Origin of the sequence: Phreatobacter sp. (assembly GCF_030691135.1) — a bacterium.
Lineage (GTDB): Bacteria > Pseudomonadota > Alphaproteobacteria > Rhizobiales > Phreatobacteraceae > Phreatobacter.
Genome location: NZ_JAUYFA010000038.1, coordinates 1 through 17,640, shown reverse-complemented (window position 1 = coordinate 17,640; position 17,640 = coordinate 1). Strand labels below are relative to the sequence as shown.

Below are 17,640 nucleotides of genomic sequence, written 5' to 3'. Positions count from 1 at the left end.
CCATCGGCGTCGCTGTCCTGGTACCGATCGCCATCGCTGCGCGGAGCCCGCTGCTCGCCTGGCGTGAACCCATCTACATCGCAGCCGGATTTGCCGGCATCGCAGCCATGGCGCTGCTGCTGATCCAACCGCTGCTGGCGGGCGGATATGTGCCCGGTCTTCCCGGCCGGACGGGACGGCAGGTGCACCGGTGGCTCGGCATCGCCCTGGTCGTTCTGGTCCTCGCCCATGTCGGCGGGCTGTGGGTGACGAGCGCTCCCGACGTCATCGATGCGCTGCTCTTCGCTTCACCGACGCCGTTCTCCGTCTGGGGCGTCGTCGCCATGTGGGCGGTCTTCGCGGCGGCACTTCTGGCACTGCTGCGCAGGAGCCTGCGGCTCGGACCGGTTGCCTGGCGGATCGGCCATACGGCGCTTGCGGTCGTGATCGTGGTGGGAACCGTCGTCCATGCCCTGTTGATCGAAGGAGCGATGGGGGTCGTCTCGAAAGCGGCCTTCTGCCTCGTCGTCGTCGTCGTCATGGCCAAAATCGTGCTGGATCTGGCGACCTGGACTGTGAACAGACGCCGGCCGTGAGGCATCGCCGGAAAGGGTCCTGACGTTCTCTGGCGACGCCGTCCGCCATGACCCCTGCTGGCCGGCATCGGCAAGCACGCGTTCCGCGCCAGCACGGCGACCTCCGCCTCGAAGGCCGCGACCCGCGCCTCGGCTGCGGCGCGGGCGTCCCCGATCTCGCGCCCGGTCCCGTCGGCGGTGGTATGCCGGGCCGGTGGCTGCAGGCCCTCTCTCCGGGGCCTCGTCAGCCCGTCCTGCGGAACCAGAACGATCCGACGGTGATGAGGGCTCCTCGTTCGGCCAGCACCGGGAAGCACTTCGCCAAGGCATCGGGATGGCGGTGCATGAGGTCGTTCAACGAGCAGATGATCTCGAACCTGTCGTTGAAGGACAGGAACGCCTCCAGCAGATATTGCTCGGTCCAGAACCTGCGATCCCGCTCCAGCCACTCCCTCGGATAGTCTCGGGGAGAAAAGACGTCGTGCACGTGAACAACGACGCCGACGGGAAGGATCGGCAGAATGTGCAGATATTCGAATTCGACATCCCCCATCGGACGCATGACATGCGAGGAGTCGATGAAGACGATGTCGTTCGGCTGAAGGTCGCGGAACGTCGACAGGTCCACGCGCTCGATCCGCTCCCGCCTCACGTCGATACCGAGTGAATCGAGCCAGGGATTTTCGAAGGGCTCGAAGCAGACGTGCCGGCAGCGGTAGGTCGGGTCTTCGTGGGTCGCGTCCTCGATGGCAAAGCGGGCGACCAGTGTCGATTGACCGCTGCCGATCTCGATGATGCGGGAGGGCTTGAGAACGCGGATCATCGAGTACAGGGCCTCGGCATCACCGGGCCCGAACATCGTGTTCTGATAGTGGAAGGTGCGACCTGCCAGCGAACGGCCCTCCAGGCCCCTCAGGTCCTCGGCGTAACGGAACTGATCGAGCAGCGCCAATTGGCCGGGCGTATTCCAGTCGATCCCGGCCAGCGCACGGGGGGCCTCGGGATCTCGGATCAGGTCTTCGGTGGTGAAGACCGGCTCATAATAGTGATTGTGGACGACCGTGACGCCGATCCGGTCGAGCAGGCCTCGCACCGTGTGCAAATTTGCCCGTCGCGGCGCGGCGAAGCGCAGGAACGGCAAGGCTGGCAATGCCAAGGACCAGGCCAGAATATCACGTAGAGTATTCTTAACGTTCATTGCAGAGCTCGCCGCGTCATAATCATTTTGACGATTATGAGTATTCGGAGAAAATCGGTCAACAATAGATAAGACAATGTTGACTCAATGGTAAATGATGGTGGCGTGAAGCGATCTTCAGCCGTTCGGCTGCGTGAAGCGGGCGTGATGACGTTCGTCATCGATGGGAGACACAGGCCGCGGCGGAGGCGTCCTTGAACGCCTTGCCCACGGGCGGTGCAGGTCTCGGGTTTTCAAACGTCGGGCAGGCGAGCTTGCCTGACGTTTGACCGATGTTTGCCCGATCGTGCGATCCGATTGATGTGATCGTCTGCGGTACCGCGATGAGGTGCCGCCACACGTCGCAGGCGGCCTCGATGATGTCGTCGTAGGTTTCGAAGTCGCGGTTGGAGAGGAAGCTGGCCCGCAGATACTGCCAGACCTGCTCGACAGGGTTCAGCTCTGGCGAGCGCGACGGCAGCAGGATCGGTGTGATGTTTTTCGGCCAGCGCAGCTTGCCGGTGGTGTGCCACCCGGCTTGATCCAGCAGCAGCATGGCATGGGCGCCCTTTGCGACATCGAGCGCAATCTCGTCGATGTGCATCTGCATCGCCTCTGTATCGGCGAAAGGCAGCGCCAACGCCGCCCCCACGCCTCTGGCCGGGCAGATCGCGGCGAAGAGATAGGTGCTCTCGTAGCGCTGGTCGGCGGGCTGGCGAGGCCGCGGTCCGCGCGGCTCAGGTGACGGTCACCCGTTGCGTCGCCCGGTACTCCCTGCCGTCCTCCTCCCGCCACAGGAAGGTGATCGTCGTCGTGCGGACGAGCCGGGCGAAGAAACCGATATAGGGATTGGCCGAAGTCCCGTTGCGCAAGTCGGCGGTGAACAGCACTTCGCCGTCCGCCTGCGCCTCGAAGCGGGTGATCATGCGGCGGGCGACGGCCTGGCCGGTCTGATGCCGCAGTCCCGTTTCCATCGGATGGTCGATCAGAGTCCGGATCTCGAAGGCCTCACCGGCCTTGACGCTGGAGGGTACCCTGATGCGGGGCGTGGTCATCGGAGCCTCCTCAGGTCAGACAGCCGCCGGTGCTGACGGCGACGCGCGCGGCCGAGCGGCGCACTGAACCGTCCGCCATTTCGGCGAAGGCGAGGATCGTCTGGCCCTCTGCCAGGCGCAAGCGGACGCTGACCTCGGCCCGCGCGATACCCGCGCCGAACCGGTAGCTCGCGATGCCCGGGGTCGGGTTGCGCGTGGCGAAAAGATAGATGGCGCGGCAGCGGTCGTCACCTGCCATGGCGGAGTGCACGTTGACCGTCACCGGAACGAAAGCGCCGTTCTCGGCCGTCTCCGGCGCCCGCAGCATGATCCCGCCTTCGGTGGCGGCAGCAGCGCCGACCTGCTCGCGAATGGCGGCCTCAACGTCCGGAGGCAGGCCGTCACTGGCGCGTGCGGCCGGAACGGCGACGAGCGCCAGTGCGACCCCGAGCAAGCTGCGCCGGTCGAGGGCCGGGGCCGCGGCGCTACGCGTCACGAGAAGGCGTCCTTGGTGATGGCGCCGTACCAGGCGTCGGCGTGGAGCGCCTCGAGCCGGCGCTGCTCACGCTGCTGGGCCAGCGGCCCGCGCGGCGAGACGCCGCCGGCATTCGCCGTCTCGACGAAAGCCGTCTCGCCGGGCCGGAAGATGCCGACCACGGAGATCCCGTATTCCGGCCCGACATGGCTGTAGCAGGTGTTGAAATAGACGGTCGGCGCCGGCGCCGGCCGCCCCTCCAGTGCCGCGACGGCCGCGGCAACCGCCACCTTCGACGTCGAATTCGCGATATAGCCCGACTTCGGCATGGGCTGGCCGATATTCGCGTCGCCGATCACGTGGATGTCGCGGGCGCGGGTCGCCTCGAAGGTCAGCGGATTGACCGGGACCCAGCCGGTGTCGTTCGTCAGGCCGGCGTCGATGGCGATCTGCGCCGCGGACTGCGGCGGGATGACGTTGCCGACATCGATCTTGTGCCGCGTGCCGAGTTCGGTCTCGAAAACCTTCTCCTGCACATCGACCTTGGTGACCTTCCCGTCCTTGTTCAGCGGGACCCATTCGATCATGCCGGGATAGAGCTCGTTCCACGCGTCCTGGAAGAGCCCCTGCTTCGAAAAGGCGTCCTTGGCGTCGAGGGCGAGGATCTTGGCGCGCGGCTTGTGGGCCTTGAGATAGCTCGCGACCATGCTGATCCGCTCATAAGGACCGGGCGGGCAGCGGAACGGATTGGGCGGGATGGCAAAGCCGACGACGCCGCCATCCGGCAGAGCCTCGAGCTGTCGGCGCAGCAGGGCAGTCTGGGCCCCCGTACCGGGAATCCACGCATGCGGGAAGGCCTCGGCCGCCGCTTCGCCATAGCCCTCGATCGCGTTCCAGCGGATGGCGATGCCCGGCGAGAGGATGAGCTTGTCGTAGGGAATGGTCTGCCCGTTCCGCAGCCGGACGGTCTTGGCCGATGCATCGATCGTCTCGGCCCAGTCGTGAACCAGGCGCACGCCTCGCGCCTGGAGCCCATCATAGGAGTGGGTGATCTGCGGGAGCGTGCGCTCGCCCGCCAGCAGGAGATTGCCATAGGGGCATGTGACGAAGCTGGTCTTCGGCTCGATCAGCGTCACGTCGATGCGGGGGAAGGCGATCCGCGCATAGCGGGCGGCGGAGGCGCCGCCGAAGCCGCCGCCGACCACCACCAGTCTGGCGGTGGTCTGGGCGTGGAGCACCGAGGGGGCGGCGAGGGCGAGACCGGCGGCGGTCGTGGCGAGGCCGAAGGTCCGGCGTGTCAGGGTGGTCATGGATTGTCCTCCTCAGCGCACGGTCGCGAAATAGTCGGCGAGCTGCGCCACTTCGGCATCGGTGAAACCGCGCGCGACGCGGTTCATGATCGTCGCCGGCCGTTCGTTGGCGCGGAAGGCGGCCCATGTCTGGACGAAGGCCTGCCGGTCATAGCCGGCGATGCGCGGCACCGAACCCTCACCGGCGCCATTGGGTCCGTGGCATCCCGCGCAGGACAGCGCGATCGGGGGGGGCGTCAAGGCTTCGGCGCGCACAGGAGAATGCGGTGCCATGGACAGCACGAGGGCGAGTGCCGCACCGGGGAGGACGGATGTCGGAAGGGTCATCGGGACAGTGCTCCATCAAGACCGAACAGGGGCCTGAGCTTCAGGCCGAGCCAGTTTCCCGGTAGTGCGGCGGCGATCCAGAGCCAGCCGTGGAGGCTCCCGGAGGCGATGCCTGAGAAGAAGGCGCTGATGTTGCAGCCGGTCGCCACGATGGCGCCAGCGCCGATCAGCAGGCCACCGATGACGCTTCCCAGGGCGGCTCCCGCCGGAACGCGGACCGATGGCGCAAAGCGCCCGGCGAGAAGGGCGGCGACGAGGGCACCGGCCATGACGGCAACATTCATGACGCTGGTCGCGTCGGAAGCCAGCGGGCGGAGGAGCGCTTCCACCCGCGTCGGCTCCTCCCAGAACGCCCAGAACACGGGATCAGCCAGCCCGGCGGCCTCCACGCCTTTCGAGCCCCAGAGGGCGAAGGCCTGCGTCACGCCCCAGGGGCGGCCGGCGACGACCAGGGTCGCGAAGTTGAGCACGGCGAGGGCGAGGGCCGCCCAGGCGAAGGGCCAGGGACCCGTGAGCCAATGCCCGCTTCCGGCGATGCCCTCCACGGTGCCGGTGCGACGGCGCTCCACGGCGAGGAGCAAGGCATAGACCCCGGCGAAGAGGATGGCGTGCAGCGCCAGAGCGGGCCAGAGCCCGAGGACAGCCGGCAGCGACACGGCCGGGACCTGCGGCAGCGCCTCCCAGAGCGGGTAGAAGAAGGCGGCGAGCGTCGCGCCCGCGACCGCCGACAGCAGCGTGATCCACATGCGCACCGAGCCGCCACCCGCCGTGTAGAGAGTGCCGGATATGCATCCGCCGGAAATCTGCATGCCGACCCCGAAGGCGAAGGCGCCGACCACGATGCCCAGCCCGAGCGGGAAGGTGAAGCCGCGGACGGGCTGGCCGAAGACCTCGCCCATGGCGATGGCTGGCAGAAACAGCATCACCGCTGCGGCGAGCATGAGGATCTGCGCACGGACATGAGCGCTTCTGCCTTCGGCAAGGAGCACACGGTAACCGTGGCTGAAGCCGAAAGCGGCATGGTAGAGCGCGACGCCCATCAGAACGCCGATCACCGCGAGCGCGAACAGGCGTCCCGAGCCGAAGGCCGCGATGCCAATCAGGGCTGCGGCACCCACCAATCCGGCGGTCAGGAGACGCGCGGCAGGGTGCGGTACCGCAGTGCGGAAAGCAGATTTCGGCGGGATGCAGAGAGACGACATGCCGCCTTAAGGAGCGACGAAACCGGATATTGGCAAGGGGCTGAAAAAGAAAGAAAAACTGCGCGCGTTCCAGGTTCTGCGGAGAGAAGAATTCGCTCGGACCATACCGGCCCTGGAGAAGATTCACCTGTGCGTCGCAGCATGGGCGAAGCCGATGGGAGCCCGCTGCAACGAGATCGCCTGGCTTCTCTGCGATCGTGATCCTCGGCGCGTTGGTGTTTCCTTTCGTCAGGGCGCCAGTACCGCGAGGCCTTGCCCGCCCATGTCGTCAAGACCTGGGAGGAGTGAGGCTCGCACGCTTGCTGAATGGACGAGGCCCCGGTTTCCGGGGCCTTGTCCGTCGTGGCCTGCGGGTCCGAGACGGTCGGTCGCCGGCGCCGCGTCAGAGGGCCCGTCCGATGAGCATTCCGACGGCAGCGGACGTCGCCATGGCCAGGGCGCCCCAGAAGACGATCCGGACCGTCGGCCTGCCGATTCCAGCCCCGCCCGCCTTGGCACTGATGGCGCCGAGGACGGCGAGCATGAGCAGCGATGCGGCGGGGATCGCGATGGATGCGAGGTTGGGCGGCGTGAGCATGGCGACGATGACCGGCAGGATCGCGCCCAACGCGAAGGTGGCCGCCGAGGTCAGGGCAGCCTGGACGGGGCGGGCCACGCCGACATCGGTGATCCCGAGTTCATCGCGAGCGTGGGTCGCCAGTGCGTCCTTCGCCGTCAGCTGGATGGCAACCGCCTGGGCGAGAGCAGGATCAACGCCGCGCGCCTCGTAGATGGCGGCGAGCTCGGCGAGTTCGAATTCCGGTTGAGATGCGAGTTCGTTTCGTTCGCGGTCCGTGTCGGCTTTTTCCGTATCCGATTGGGAACTGACGGAGACATATTCGCCCGCCGCCATCGACATGGCGCCGGCGACGAGACCCGCAATGCCCGCGACGATGACCTCATGGGGCGATGTCGATGCCGTCGCGACGCCGACCATCAGGCTGGCCGTCGAGATGATCCCGTCATTCGCGCCGAGGACCGCTGCGCGCAACCAGCCGATGCGGTAGATCAGGTGCCGTTCCGGCGTGTGGCGAAGCATGTGTGGCTCCTTCGGAGCGGCGATGGCGCGTGCCGGCGAGGCGGATGGCAGGTTCAGCGCACCCGCGGCAGCATTCCCGCAAGGACACCGTCCTTCAGCACATAGTGGTGATAAAGGGCGGCGACCGCATGGAGACCCACGAGCGCGACCAGACCGTGAGCCATCACCTCGTGGACTTCCTCGAGCACCTTGGAGACGGTGCGGTTCGTGGGCAGGAGCTGCGGCACGTCGACGATCCCGAAGAACGGCACGGACTGACCTTTCGTCCAGATCATCACGAGGCCTGCGAGCGGTACGGCGAGGATGCCGGCATAGAGCGCGCTATGAGCGAGTCTGGCGGCCCAGGATGCTGAAACGGGCTGCAGGGCGCCGAAGCTGCTGCGCCCGGCATGCCAGGCGATGCGCAAGACGGCGCCCGCGATGACGAGAAGACCGAAAGACATGTGCAGCAGGAGGATGAAGTCCCGTGACGGCCCGCGCGGCATGCCCTCACGAAGCAGCCCTGACGCATATGTCAGGACCACCGCGAGCGCGACCGACCAGTGCAGCGCCATCGACATGGCGTCATGGCGACGTGTGCTGCCATCCGAGGCCGGCTGGATCAGGTGTTCGATCATGACAGAAACTCCGATCTTGCTGGTGCGGGAGCCTTCCGGTCTCGGACCAGGTGCCTGTTCCGTGGTTGGAACCGCGGACGGTCATCGTTCGAAGGCCGGAAGGCCATGACGACGAGGGTTCGCGCCGGCAGGCGAAAACATCGAACAGGCAGATGATCTTGTTTGCGGAAGCAGTTCCGGGTGATCGGGCGGGCCTGATTCATTGAGGCCGTTCGACACGAATGGACGCCTGATGACGATGGTCGAGACGCTTCAGCATCGGAACCAGAGCATGATCGCGGGCGCCTGACGTTGATGTGCGTCAAGTGATCGCCTGGGCAGGGCCCCCACTGGGTATGGAGGCGATCCGGAGACGCATGTGATGTCCGCCGTACTAGACGGCGGTCGCATCGTCAGACGCCCAATCGCTGTCAGCCCGATCACGGTCACGCGGCTGCTGGAACGACACGCAACTCCAACCCTCGCCGGTTTTTCAGCGAGCCCGGGGCGCCGTGACCAGTTCGGGAGACCCGAAGATCAGCGCGCAAACATCATATTGGGGATCCACAGCACCAGGGCGGGCATGAATACGAGGAGCAGGGTAATGCCGCAGACAGCCGCGAAGAAGGGAAGGGATTCGCGGGTGTACTCCGCAATCGACACTTTCAGGATGGTGCAGACGGCGAACATGGCGGCACCGACCGGCGGCGTGAAGTTCCCGATCGTCGCGGCGATGATGAAGATGATGCCGAAATGGACGGGATCGCCGCCGAGGCTGAGGATCAGCGGCAGGAAGATCGGCGTCAGCATGACGATGAGGATGGCGCCGTCGATGACGAAGCCCGCCACGATGACGACCAGGACGATGATGACCATGACTGTCTCGAGGTCACGGCTGACCCCGAGCACCCACCGCGAGATCGTGTCCGGCACCTGCTCGTAGACGAGCCCGTAGCTGAAAATGGCGGCGAGCGAGAGCAGGAACATGACCGCACCGACATCCCGCAGGCTCATTTCCAGCCCCTCCAGGAAGCCAGCGCGGGTGAGGGCCCGATGGGCGAAGACCCCTACGCCGACGGCATAGACCACAGCGAAGGCCCCGACCTCCGAGGGCGTGAAGACGCCCCAGCGCAGGCCGAGCAGGAGGAACACCGGGAAAAGGATCGCCCAGATACTGGCTTTGAAGGCGCTGCCGATCTGGCGGACCGTCGGCCGTTCGGCAAGTTCGGCGTCATAGCCGCGCCGGCGCGCCACCACCCAGATCACTGCGGCCATGGCCACCCACAAAAGGAAGGCCGGCACGAAACCGGCGGCGAAGAGCCGGCCGATGGAGACCTGTCCCACGGTGCCGTAGAGGATCATGCCGATCCCCGGCGGGATGACCGGCGTCAGCAGTGATGAGAACGAGATGATGCCGGCGACAAAGCCCTTCGACATGCCGCGGCGGATCATGTTGGGGCCGAGCATGCGCGCCGACATGGCGGCATCGGCGATGGCCGAGCCCGAGACACCACCCATAAGGCCGGAGAGAGCGAGATCCACCTGGGCAAGGCCGCCCTTGAGCCGGCCGACCAGCACGGTCGCAAGCTGGATCATCCGCTCGGTGATGGCCGACTGGTTGAGGAAATTGCCCGCCATGATGAACAGCGGGATGGCCAGCAGCGCAAAGTTCTGTGTTTGCGACACCGTCAACTGGACCGGGACGGTGAAGGGGATGTCGGGGTTGAGGATGAAGAAGATGGCGCCGGAGATGCCGAGCGCGAAGGCGACGGGCACGCCGACGAGGGTGAGGACGAGGAAGGCGATGAAGACTGTGAGCATGGGCCGTCCTCACTGTTCCTCGGTCGCCGGTCGCGGCCCGGCCTTCAGATGGTCCAGCAGCTTGAAGGCGGATGTCATGAACATCAGCGCGCAGCCGATCGGCAGGCTGAGCGTGACGATGGAATAGCTGACGTTCGGAATACCCTGGAAGGTCCTGGCGCGGCTGATCCAGGCGAGCCATAACCCTGCCACCACGATGAAGGCGAGGAAGGCGAGGACGATCAGGTGATTGGCGATCACCAGGGCGTGGCGCGCCGATGGGGTGAGCCGATCGATCAGGAGGTCGACCGACATGAAGGCGTTGTGGCGCCAGGCGATATCGGCACTGAGGAAGCAGGCCCAGGCAAAGAGCGCCGTGGCGGCATCGCCCGACCAGTTGAGCGGATAGCCCATCAGTCGGCCGACGCCGCCGGCGAAGATCAGGACGACCATCAGCACGAGGAAGCTGCCGGCGATCACGGCCTCGGCGCGGCCGAGGTGATGGTGGAAGGATCGCATGGTCAGGTCCTCGTGCTGGAGCCGTGTCAGCGCTGCTTACCGATCTCGCGGTGCACGGCGTCGCGCACTTCGAGCAGGTTGAGAGTCTGGTAGGCGCGCTCACCGGCACGGCGGAAGGCCGCGAGATCGACGTCGGTCACCAGCGTCATGCCGCGCTCGCGCAGCGTCTGGCGCACCTGCGCCTCCGAGGCGAGGATCCGTTCCGATGTCTCGCGGCCGGCCTTCTGGCACTCCTCCACCAGCGCGGTCTGGAGTTCGGCCGGCAGGCGGTTGAAGAACTGCGCGCCGACGACCTGGAAGTTGATCAGGAGAATGTGCGAGGTCTCGTTGGCGTGGCTCAGCACCTCCCAGAACCGGCGGCCGGGAATGTTGTTATGCACGAGCTCGACGCCGTCGATCGCCTTCTGCTGGAGCGCCGGATACATCTCGCCAAAGGCCATGGCCACCGGCGAGGCGCCGAGCGCGCGGATCGATTCCTGCCAGATCGGTGCCGGCGGCGTGCGGATGCGGAGCCCGGCGAGATCCTCCGGCTTGCGCACGGGCTTGTTGGTGTAGAAGTGGCGCATGCCCTGAACCCAGTCGAAGCAGACGACGCGCAGGCCGTGCTGATTGGCGAGTTCGTCGACGAAGCGCTTGATCGTGGGCGATTCCCTGAGCTTAGCGACCTCGTCGAGTGTCTCGGCGAAATAGGGTCCGTTCATCACGGCAATGCCGCGGACATAGGTGCCGAGGCGTGCGGCATCGGTGTTCTGGGCGATGTTCGCGCCCTGGCGCATCTGCTCGATGATGTCCTCCTCGACACCGAGCTGTGCGGAGTGGAAGACCTGTATACGCAGGGCGCCGCGGGTGCGCTCCTCGACGCGCCGCGCCCACAGCTGGAAGCCTTCATGGAAAGGTTCCGTCGGAGCGAGCACATGGTTCAGGCGCAAAGTGAACTGCTGCGCGGCAGCCGGTGCCTGCATGGCGAGCGAGAATGCCGCGCCGGCGAGGAGGCCGGCCATGGCCTTGAGTCCCATCTTCATCGTTTCGTCTCCCTGTCTTGCCGTCCTCGGGCGGACGGTCGTGATGGCTGTAGGGTCATGCCTTTCGATCGAAGGCTGGAAGGGCAATGCCGAAGCGCCCGGCCAGCGCGGTGAAATCTTCGATCGTCACCGGATCCACCGGGATTCCGTTCTGTTGGCGCAGGTCGGCTTCCGCCCATTCCCTGTCGCCGGGTGCGAGCACCGAGGCTTGCGGAGCGGTCCGCGACGACCTCAGGCGGTCGAGATAGCGGCGCATGGCCGCGTCGAAGGCCTCGCGGGGGATGAAGGCCTCTGGCGCGATGGCGAGGACGAAGGCGCCCATGCTGCGCGGCTCGGTGAAGTCCGGCCCGCCCATCGGTGCGATGTCGAAGGAGAGCTTCATGCCGGTGAGGACCGCAGAGAGGATCTCCACGAGGCCCGCGAGGCCTGCACCCTTGTGGCCGAAGGCGGCGCCGAGCGGCGCCAGCATTTCCACGCCGTGCGGGTTGTCGACGTCGATCCCGTCGCCATCGGACGCCACCCCTTCGGGCAGGGGCAGTCCGAGGCTGCGGTAGAGCAGCACACGGTTGTAAGGAATGGCGCTCGTCGCCATGTCGAGAAGCCAGGGGCGTTCGCCGGCCAGTGGTACGGCGGCTGCGATCGGATTGGTGCCATGGAAGCGCTCGGCTCCGCCATGCAGCCGCATGAAACTGTCGGAGTTGCAGAAGGTGAGGCCGATCAGGCCCGCCTCCGCGGCCGCCAGCGCATAGGCGCCCGCAGCGCCGAAATGCGACGACCTGCGGATGGTGACGGCGCCGATGCCGTTCGTCCGGGCGAGATCGCAGGCCTTGTCCATGGCGGCGAAGGTCGCGAGGGCGCCATGGCCGTCGTCGCCGTCCAAGATCGCTGCGGCGGGCGCGGTCTGGGTGAAGGTGAGGTTCGGACGGCCCCTGACCCTGCCGCCCTCGATGGCCTTCGCGTAGTGCCCCGTGAGCCTCACCCCATGGCTGTCGATGCCGAGGAGAGAGCCGTGCATCATGGCGCGTGTCGTGGCGGTTGCCGTGGCCGCGTCCGCTCCGGCGGCAGCGAGGATCTGCTGGCAGAAGGAAGCCAGTGCCTCGGGCGCAGCGCGGGCTGAGCCGGCACTGTCGACCGGAACGGTCTTGCGGAGCGCCTCTGCCGTCACAGCGTCTGCCCCCCGTCCATGATCAGCAACTGCCCCGTCATGAAGGCGCTTTCGTCACTGACGAGGAAAACTGCCGCCGCCGCCATTTCGTCGACCGTCGCGAGGCGGCCGATGGGGTGGCGGGCGATCATCGCCTGTCGGGCTGTCGCGGCATCGCCGGTCGTTGCGATGCGCTCGGCGAGCGATGGCGTTTCGGTCGTGCCCGGGCACAGGACGTTGCAGCGGATGCCGCGGCCGATAAAGTCACGCGCGACGGCCTTGCTGAGGCCGATCAGCGCCGCCTTGCTGGCGCCATAGGCCGTCCGGTTGGCGACGCCGGTAATGCTGGAAGCGACGGAGGCGACGTTGACGATGGTGCCGCGCCCCCGCTGCAGCATGCCCGGGAGGACCTCCCGCATCACCCGATAGGCGGAGGTGACGTTCTGATCGAGGCTCCGGGCCCAGTCCTCGGGGGAACAATCGAGGATGGTGCCCGCATGCACCCATCCGGCCGCGTGGACCAGTGCGTCGACAGGCCCTGCCGTGGCCACGACGGAAGCGACGGCTGATGGGTCCGTGACGTCGAGCGCGGCGATGGTGATCCGGGACGAGAGGCGCGGCAGGTCTTCGAGCTTGGACAGTGTCCGGCTCGTCGCGAAAACCTGGGCACCTTCCCACTCGCAAGCGAGCGCGATGGCCCGGCCTATCCCCTGGCCCGCTCCTGTGACCAGAACCGTTTTGCCGGCAAGTCGCCCCAGCACCATCCCCGTCGCATCCCCGCATGTAATTTTTTGATTAGTGTATACACTAGACATTTGTCGACATCCGGCAACCCCTGTTTCTGCGGCTGCATGTCGCGCTAGTGTCCCCGGGCGAATGCGGTGGAACGGGGCCATTGTGGCTCGACGGCGAGGGGAGACGGCAGGGTGCAGGAGCAGGATGCACCGCAGGGCAAGGCGCCGCGGATATTCGAACAGCTGGTTTCGGTGCTGTCGCAGCGGCTCGCGTCCGGCGCGATTCCCGCCGGTACGGTCATCCGCACGGCTGTGGTGGCCCGCGAGTTCGGGACAAGCCGGGGACCGGTCCGTCGCGCCCTCGACGAACTCAAGGAGGCCGGATGGCTCGCGCCGCGCGGACTGGCCTATATCGTCAGGCCGCCGGAGAGCCCGCGGGCCTCGGACCCGATCGTCCCCGCAGACCATGATATGCCGCGCGTCTCGGCTGAGGCGACTTGGGCCCGCATCTACCGTGAGGTCGAGCCAAACCTCGTGGCGCGAATGTCCTTCGGCACCTGGAGGGTCGTCGAGGCAGACCTGGCCCAACACTATGGCGTCTCTCGAACCGTGGCGCGGGAGGTCCTAGGCCGGCTCCAGCAGCGTGGAATCGTCAAGAAGGACGACCGTTCGCGCTGGTTCGTGCCGGGCCTCGGACGGGACTATGTTGCCGATCTCTACGAGATGCGACGCACCCTGGAGCCGCAGGCCCTCATCAACGCCGCGCCAAGGCTGCCACCGGGACTGGCCGCGTCACTGCTCGCAAGCCTCGACGCATCAATATCCCGCGCCGAATGTCTGGACGGCGCGGACCTCGACCGACTGGAGCATGAACTCCACGTCAACCTCATCGGACACTGCGGCAACCGCACGATGATGGAGGCGATCGGACTTTATCAATCGCTCCTCAGCGCCCATAGCTTCCTCTACATGACGGCGCCGCGCATCTTTCCGACCGAGCCGTTCCTCCCCGAACATCGCGAAGTACTGGATCGCCTTGTGGCCGGCCATGTCGAAGCCGCGGCAGACGCGTTGCGCGAGCATCTCGCGCTATCGCTGGATCGCGCCGTCTATCGCATCGAAACGGTCACCAGCCTGGTCTCACCTCAGCCCCTCGGATACCTCGTCAGGATCACCTGATCCGGGACGGCGGTGGGTTGGCTTGGCGACGGCGGCGAACCGTGTCGCTCTGCCGATCCCGGTGGGTGTCGGCCCTGCCTGCAATCCCGGCGGAAGGCCGCACTGCCCCCGAAGGGTCAGGCCGCCGCGCGCAAATCGTGTTTCTCGGCCGCCAGATAGGCCTCCAGCCGTGTCGCGAAGCTCTGCAACGCGGCGCTCTCGACGAGATCTTCCGGAGCCGTCGCGGTGAGGTCCACGATTCCGCTATGACCGAGATTGGCGGCGGCGCCCTTTAACTGGTGTAGCAGGCCGGCGACAGCGACAGTATTGCCCGCCGCGGCCGCCGCCTGGGTTTCGGCGAGAAGCCGCAGCGCCTCGGCGATGAAGGTCTCGAGCAGCATGACGGAGGCGTCGGGCCCGATCTCATCGAAGAGCGCGCGGCGGAACGCCTGGTCGACATCGCCGTTCGCCGCCGCCTTCGGTGCGGTCGTCGGGGGGTGCTGCGCGAGTTCCGCCAGGACCGCATCCAGCTTCTCGCGGGTCACGGGCTTCGCGAGGAAGTCGTCCATGCCCGCGTCGAGGCAGGCTTGCCGGTCTGAGGCAAAGGCATTGGCAGTCAGGCCGATGATCGCGGTCTTGCAGTTCGGTCCGGTTCCGCTGCGCAAGGCGCGCGACGTCTGCGTCCCGTCCATGACGGGCATCTGCATGTCCATCAGGATCACGTCGAACGCCTGGTCCGCGGCAAGATCGAGCGCTACCCGGCCGTGCTCGGCGACCGTCACCGCATGGCCCATGGCCGTGAGGAGCAGGGTTGCGACCTGCTGGTTGACGGGATTGTCCTCGACCAGCAGCACGCTGAGGCGGGCGGGAAGCTGCGTCCGCGAGGCCCTCGCCGGCTCCGGCAAGGCAGCCGCGACCTCGCGCGCCGGGACGTCGAACCAGAAGGTCGAGCCCTTGCCCAGCATGCTGTCGACGCCGATCTCGCCGCCGAGGGCGTCGACGATGCGTTTGCAGATGGCGAGGCCAAGACCTGTTCCGCCGAAGCGGCGCGTGATCGAGGCGTCCACCTGCGAGAATTCCTTGAAGAGGCGGACGCGCGATTCATCGGCGATGCCGATGCCGGAATCGATGACCGAGAAGCGCAGGCCCGACCGTCCCCCCGCGAGGTTGCGCGTCGCCACCGAGACGACGACGCCGCCCGAGAGCGTGAACTTCAGCGCATTGGCGACGAGATTGATGAGCACCTGCCGGATTCGCGTCCCGTCCGTCTCGATCCGCGCGGGTACGTCGTCGGCCACCACGAGATCGAAACTGAGGTTTTTTTCGAGCGCGCGCGGACCCAGCATCTCCTTCACCGATGTTGCGAGGCCACGGACGTCGACGGCCATCTGTTCCAGCGCGACGGCGCCGGAATCCAGCTTCGCGTAGTCGAGCACGTCGTTGACGATGTCGAGCAGAGCCTTGCCGCATTCATGGATGGTCTTGAGATAACCATGCTGTTCCGCCGATAGCTGGGTCGCCTCCAGGATGGAGGACATGCCGATGATGCCGTTCAGCGGCGTGCGGATCTCGTGGCTCATCGTCGCGAGGAAGGCGGTGCGGACCTGCGACGCCTTCTCGGCGATGTCGCGCGCATCACGCAGCGCCTGTTCAGAGCGCTTGCGCTCGGTGATGTCGGAATAGGTCTGGACGAAGCCGCCGCCGGGAAGGTGTCGGGTGCAGATCTCGAGAAACTTCCCTCCGGCGCACTGGTGCTCCCGGACCGAAAGGTAGTCAGATTCGGGCGCCGTGCCGCCGTGGACATCGACGACGATGCGGTCACCGGTCTTTCCTTCGTAGGCCAGCAGGTCCGCCAGCAGGAACCCTTCGCGTGTGAAGGTCTCGGGAAGCCCCAGGAAGTTCAGCGCGTTCTGGTTGATCACGGCGACCTGTCCGTTGCCGTCGACCATCAGAATGCCCTGGGTCATGTTGTTGAGCGTCTGGTGGAGCTCATGCGTTGTGGCCTTGGCAGCCGCCCGGCTCTTGGTGAGCGCCGCCAGCGCCTCCCCGAAGCGCCGCCAATAGGCGATGCCGAGCAGGATCACCGCGAGGACGCCGATGGACAGTGCCGTCGAGATGAGCCGCGTATGCGCCGCTGCCGTTATCCGGAGCTGGCGTGCGTCGCTGTCGTCGACGCGCACGGCAACGACGAGGGGCCAGTCGTTGATCGCCCGGTAAGCGGTGGCGCGCCCGGCTTCCCTATTGCCGCCCATGCTGACGAAGAAGCCGTCTCGCACGGCCCGTGTCACCGATGGCTCGTCGACATAGCGGCTGCCGAGGGTCTGCCGGGAGAGACCGGCCATCACCCGCACGATCTGGTCGCGGCCGACCACCGTGATGCCGCCACCCTTGCCGAGGTCTATCGAGTCATAGAAACGGGAGAGATAGTAGGGGTCGAGCGAGGCCACGATGACACCTCGGAACACGCCGGCATCATCGGTGATCCGCCGCGTCAGCTGGATCGACCAGCGGCCTGACGCTCGACCAAGAACCGGCTGGCTGATGAAGAGCTCGTCGGTCGTGCTGGCGACATGGACCCGGAAATGCTCGCGGTCGCTGAGGTCGACGCGCGGTGCGGCGCCCGCCGTGGTCGTCGTCTCCATCCGCCCGTCGGCACCGATGATCGCGAACTGCAGCGCCAGTTCTTTGAAGCTGTACTGGTTCTGGACCCAGGCCTGCAGATCGAAGGTGCCCAACTCGCGCAGGTAATCCTGGCGGATGAACTTGATCGTGTTGTCGGTCTCGTTGATCGACTGGCGGATATGCTCGTCAAACAGCCGGGCATAGTTCTCCGCGGTCTGGACTGCCGTTCGCTTGGCAAAGGCCCGCTCCTGCCGGATGTCCATTTCGACGGCGGTCCAGATCATGCCGATCACCGCGAAGCCGAGGGCCGTCGCGAGAAGGATGATGCGGCGAACCGATGTCTGTGCGCTGACCTGGGACTGAAACACGGAACGGGTCCTGTAACGGGCTTAGGAGTGGACGCTGCCATGCCGAGGCTTCCGATGCGTAAATTTCGGCCCTTAGACTTCGGTTTTTGTCGACGGTGCTAACGAATCCTTTTGCAAACAGTCCACCTCAGTCCGGCAAGGGGTGAACTCTTCGTTCACCTCTCGTTTCTTTCCCCCTTGTTCCACTGGACACCTCCATGCAACATCGATTGCAAGGGTGGGTGGGCCAATGACTGTGATGATCGTTGACGATGCGGAGACCAATCTGCTCGTCATCAAATCCCTCGTGGAGGCCTGCGGCATCCTCGGGGCGACGACGTTCAAGAGCCCAAAGGAGGCTCTGGCGCGGCTCGACGATCTCGGACCGTCCCTGATCCTCGTCGATTACATGATGCCGGATCTCGACGGGATTGATTTCATCCGTGCGGTGCGCGATCGGGACCGCTTCAACGACACGCCCATCGTCATGGTGACCACCACGGATCAACGCTCGGTCCGGCTGGAAGCGCTGCAGGCCGGC

17 protein-coding genes and 1 pseudogene are annotated in these 17,640 nt (G+C 66.3%); 3 read left to right on the top strand and 15 right to left on the bottom strand.

All coding sequences use genetic code 11. The features are described 5' to 3' along the window. The first annotated feature begins 2 nt into the window (after window positions 1-2). Window positions 3-575 carry a ferric reductase-like transmembrane domain-containing protein gene (locus Q8O26_RS06530; RefSeq protein ID WP_305574669.1) on the top strand — a complete coding sequence of 191 codons (573 nt, stop codon included), beginning with the start codon at window positions 3-5 and terminating at the stop codon, window positions 573-575. 223 nt (window positions 576-798) lie between these two features. On the opposite strand, the gene Q8O26_RS06525 is transcribed toward Q8O26_RS06530, so the two are convergent. The 14 genes and pseudogenes from Q8O26_RS06525 to Q8O26_RS06460 form a co-directional block, all read right to left on the bottom strand. Beyond that, a complete protein-coding gene (locus Q8O26_RS06525; protein WP_305574667.1) occupies window positions 799-1,752 on the bottom strand; it encodes a class I SAM-dependent methyltransferase in 954 nt (317 codons plus the stop codon). Between the two features lie 265 nt (window positions 1,753-2,017). Next, window positions 2,018-2,464: pseudogene (locus tag Q8O26_RS06520) on the bottom strand (transposase); the annotation flags it as partial. A gap of 4 nt (window positions 2,465-2,468) precedes the next feature. Next, window positions 2,469-2,786, bottom strand: coding sequence for a thiosulfate oxidation carrier complex protein SoxZ (locus Q8O26_RS06515; protein ID WP_305574665.1), 318 nt, complete (start codon window positions 2,784-2,786; stop codon window positions 2,469-2,471). A 10-nt stretch (window positions 2,787-2,796) separates the two neighbouring features. Continuing rightward, window positions 2,797-3,261, bottom strand: a complete 465-nt coding sequence (locus tag Q8O26_RS06510) for a thiosulfate oxidation carrier protein SoxY (RefSeq protein WP_305574663.1) — start codon at window positions 3,259-3,261, stop codon at window positions 2,797-2,799. Next, window positions 3,258-4,550 (bottom strand): NAD(P)/FAD-dependent oxidoreductase, encoded by a 1,293-nt coding sequence (locus Q8O26_RS06505; protein WP_305574661.1) that lies wholly within the window; start codon window positions 4,548-4,550, stop codon window positions 3,258-3,260. The genes Q8O26_RS06510 and Q8O26_RS06505 overlap by 4 nt, the downstream gene beginning before the upstream one ends. A gap of 12 nt (window positions 4,551-4,562) precedes the next feature. Continuing rightward, window positions 4,563-4,877 carry a c-type cytochrome gene (locus Q8O26_RS06500; RefSeq protein WP_305574659.1) on the bottom strand — a complete coding sequence of 105 codons (315 nt, stop codon included), beginning with the start codon at window positions 4,875-4,877 and terminating at the stop codon, window positions 4,563-4,565. After that, complete coding sequence (locus tag Q8O26_RS06495; RefSeq protein ID WP_305574657.1) at window positions 4,874-5,995, bottom strand: YeeE/YedE family protein; 1,122 nt, start codon at window positions 5,993-5,995, stop codon at window positions 4,874-4,876. The genes Q8O26_RS06500 and Q8O26_RS06495 overlap by 4 nt, the downstream gene beginning before the upstream one ends. A gap of 466 nt (window positions 5,996-6,461) precedes the next feature. Next, the gene (locus Q8O26_RS06490; protein ID WP_305574655.1) at window positions 6,462-7,157 is read right to left on the bottom strand and encodes a VIT family protein; all 696 of its coding nucleotides are present in this window, start codon (window positions 7,155-7,157) and stop codon (window positions 6,462-6,464) included. 53 nt (window positions 7,158-7,210) lie between these two features. Next, on the bottom strand, window positions 7,211-7,774 hold the full coding sequence (locus Q8O26_RS06485; protein ID WP_305574653.1) for a cytochrome b: 564 nt from the start codon (window positions 7,772-7,774) through the stop codon (window positions 7,211-7,213). A gap of 516 nt (window positions 7,775-8,290) precedes the next feature. Next, window positions 8,291-9,574 (bottom strand): TRAP transporter large permease, encoded by a 1,284-nt coding sequence (locus Q8O26_RS06480; RefSeq protein WP_305574651.1) that lies wholly within the window; start codon window positions 9,572-9,574, stop codon window positions 8,291-8,293. 9 nt (window positions 9,575-9,583) lie between these two features. Then, complete coding sequence (locus Q8O26_RS06475; RefSeq protein WP_305574649.1) at window positions 9,584-10,072, bottom strand: TRAP transporter small permease; 489 nt, start codon at window positions 10,070-10,072, stop codon at window positions 9,584-9,586. 26 nt (window positions 10,073-10,098) lie between these two features. Further along, window positions 10,099-11,094, bottom strand: a complete 996-nt coding sequence (locus Q8O26_RS06470; protein WP_305574647.1) for a C4-dicarboxylate TRAP transporter substrate-binding protein — start codon at window positions 11,092-11,094, stop codon at window positions 10,099-10,101. Between the two features lie 55 nt (window positions 11,095-11,149). Then, window positions 11,150-12,187, bottom strand: a complete 1,038-nt coding sequence (locus tag Q8O26_RS06465) for an Ldh family oxidoreductase (RefSeq protein WP_305574673.1) — start codon at window positions 12,185-12,187, stop codon at window positions 11,150-11,152. A 68-nt stretch (window positions 12,188-12,255) separates the two neighbouring features. Next, a complete protein-coding gene (locus Q8O26_RS06460; protein ID WP_371134472.1) occupies window positions 12,256-13,002 on the bottom strand; it encodes an SDR family oxidoreductase in 747 nt (248 codons plus the stop codon). Between the two features lie 162 nt (window positions 13,003-13,164). Between Q8O26_RS06460 and Q8O26_RS06455 the strand changes: the two genes are divergently transcribed. After that, the gene (locus Q8O26_RS06455) at window positions 13,165-14,151 is read left to right on the top strand and encodes a GntR family transcriptional regulator (protein WP_305574645.1); all 987 of its coding nucleotides are present in this window, start codon (window positions 13,165-13,167) and stop codon (window positions 14,149-14,151) included. A 116-nt stretch (window positions 14,152-14,267) separates the two neighbouring features. Here the strand turns inward: Q8O26_RS06455 and Q8O26_RS06450 are convergent, their stop codons facing one another. Continuing rightward, a complete protein-coding gene (locus tag Q8O26_RS06450; protein WP_305574643.1) occupies window positions 14,268-17,120 on the bottom strand; it encodes an ATP-binding protein in 2,853 nt (950 codons plus the stop codon). Between the two features lie 238 nt (window positions 17,121-17,358). On the opposite strand from Q8O26_RS06450, the gene Q8O26_RS06445 reads away from it, so the two are divergent. Further along, window positions 17,359-17,640: response regulator (locus tag Q8O26_RS06445; RefSeq protein WP_305574641.1), on the top strand; the 282-nt coding region annotated here is incomplete at its 3' end.

Bases quoted from the DNA above. Each gene is read 5' to 3' on its own strand.
- Q8O26_RS06475 (WP_305574649.1), bottom strand. From the start codon at position 10,072: ATGCGATCCTTCCACCATCACCTCGGCCGCGCCGAGGCCGTGATCGCC.
- Q8O26_RS06485 (WP_305574653.1), bottom strand. From the start codon at position 7,774: ATGATCGAACACCTGATCCAGCCGGCCTCGGATGGCAGCACACGTCGC.
- Q8O26_RS06525 (WP_305574667.1), bottom strand. From the start codon at position 1,752: ATGAACGTTAAGAATACTCTACGTGATATTCTGGCCTGGTCCTTGGCA.
- Q8O26_RS06470 (WP_305574647.1), bottom strand. From the start codon at position 11,094: ATGAAGATGGGACTCAAGGCCATGGCCGGCCTCCTCGCCGGCGCGGCA.
- Q8O26_RS06460 (WP_371134472.1), bottom strand. From the start codon at position 13,002: ATGGTGCTGGGGCGACTTGCCGGCAAAACGGTTCTGGTCACAGGAGCG.
- Q8O26_RS06515 (WP_305574665.1), bottom strand. From the start codon at position 2,786: ATGACCACGCCCCGCATCAGGGTACCCTCCAGCGTCAAGGCCGGTGAG.
- Q8O26_RS06500 (WP_305574659.1), bottom strand. From the start codon at position 4,877: ATGACCCTTCCGACATCCGTCCTCCCCGGTGCGGCACTCGCCCTCGTG.
- Q8O26_RS06480 (WP_305574651.1), bottom strand. From the start codon at position 9,574: ATGCTCACAGTCTTCATCGCCTTCCTCGTCCTCACCCTCGTCGGCGTG.
- Q8O26_RS06490 (WP_305574655.1), bottom strand. From the start codon at position 7,157: ATGCTTCGCCACACGCCGGAACGGCACCTGATCTACCGCATCGGCTGG.
- Q8O26_RS06505 (WP_305574661.1), bottom strand. From the start codon at position 4,550: ATGACCACCCTGACACGCCGGACCTTCGGCCTCGCCACGACCGCCGCC.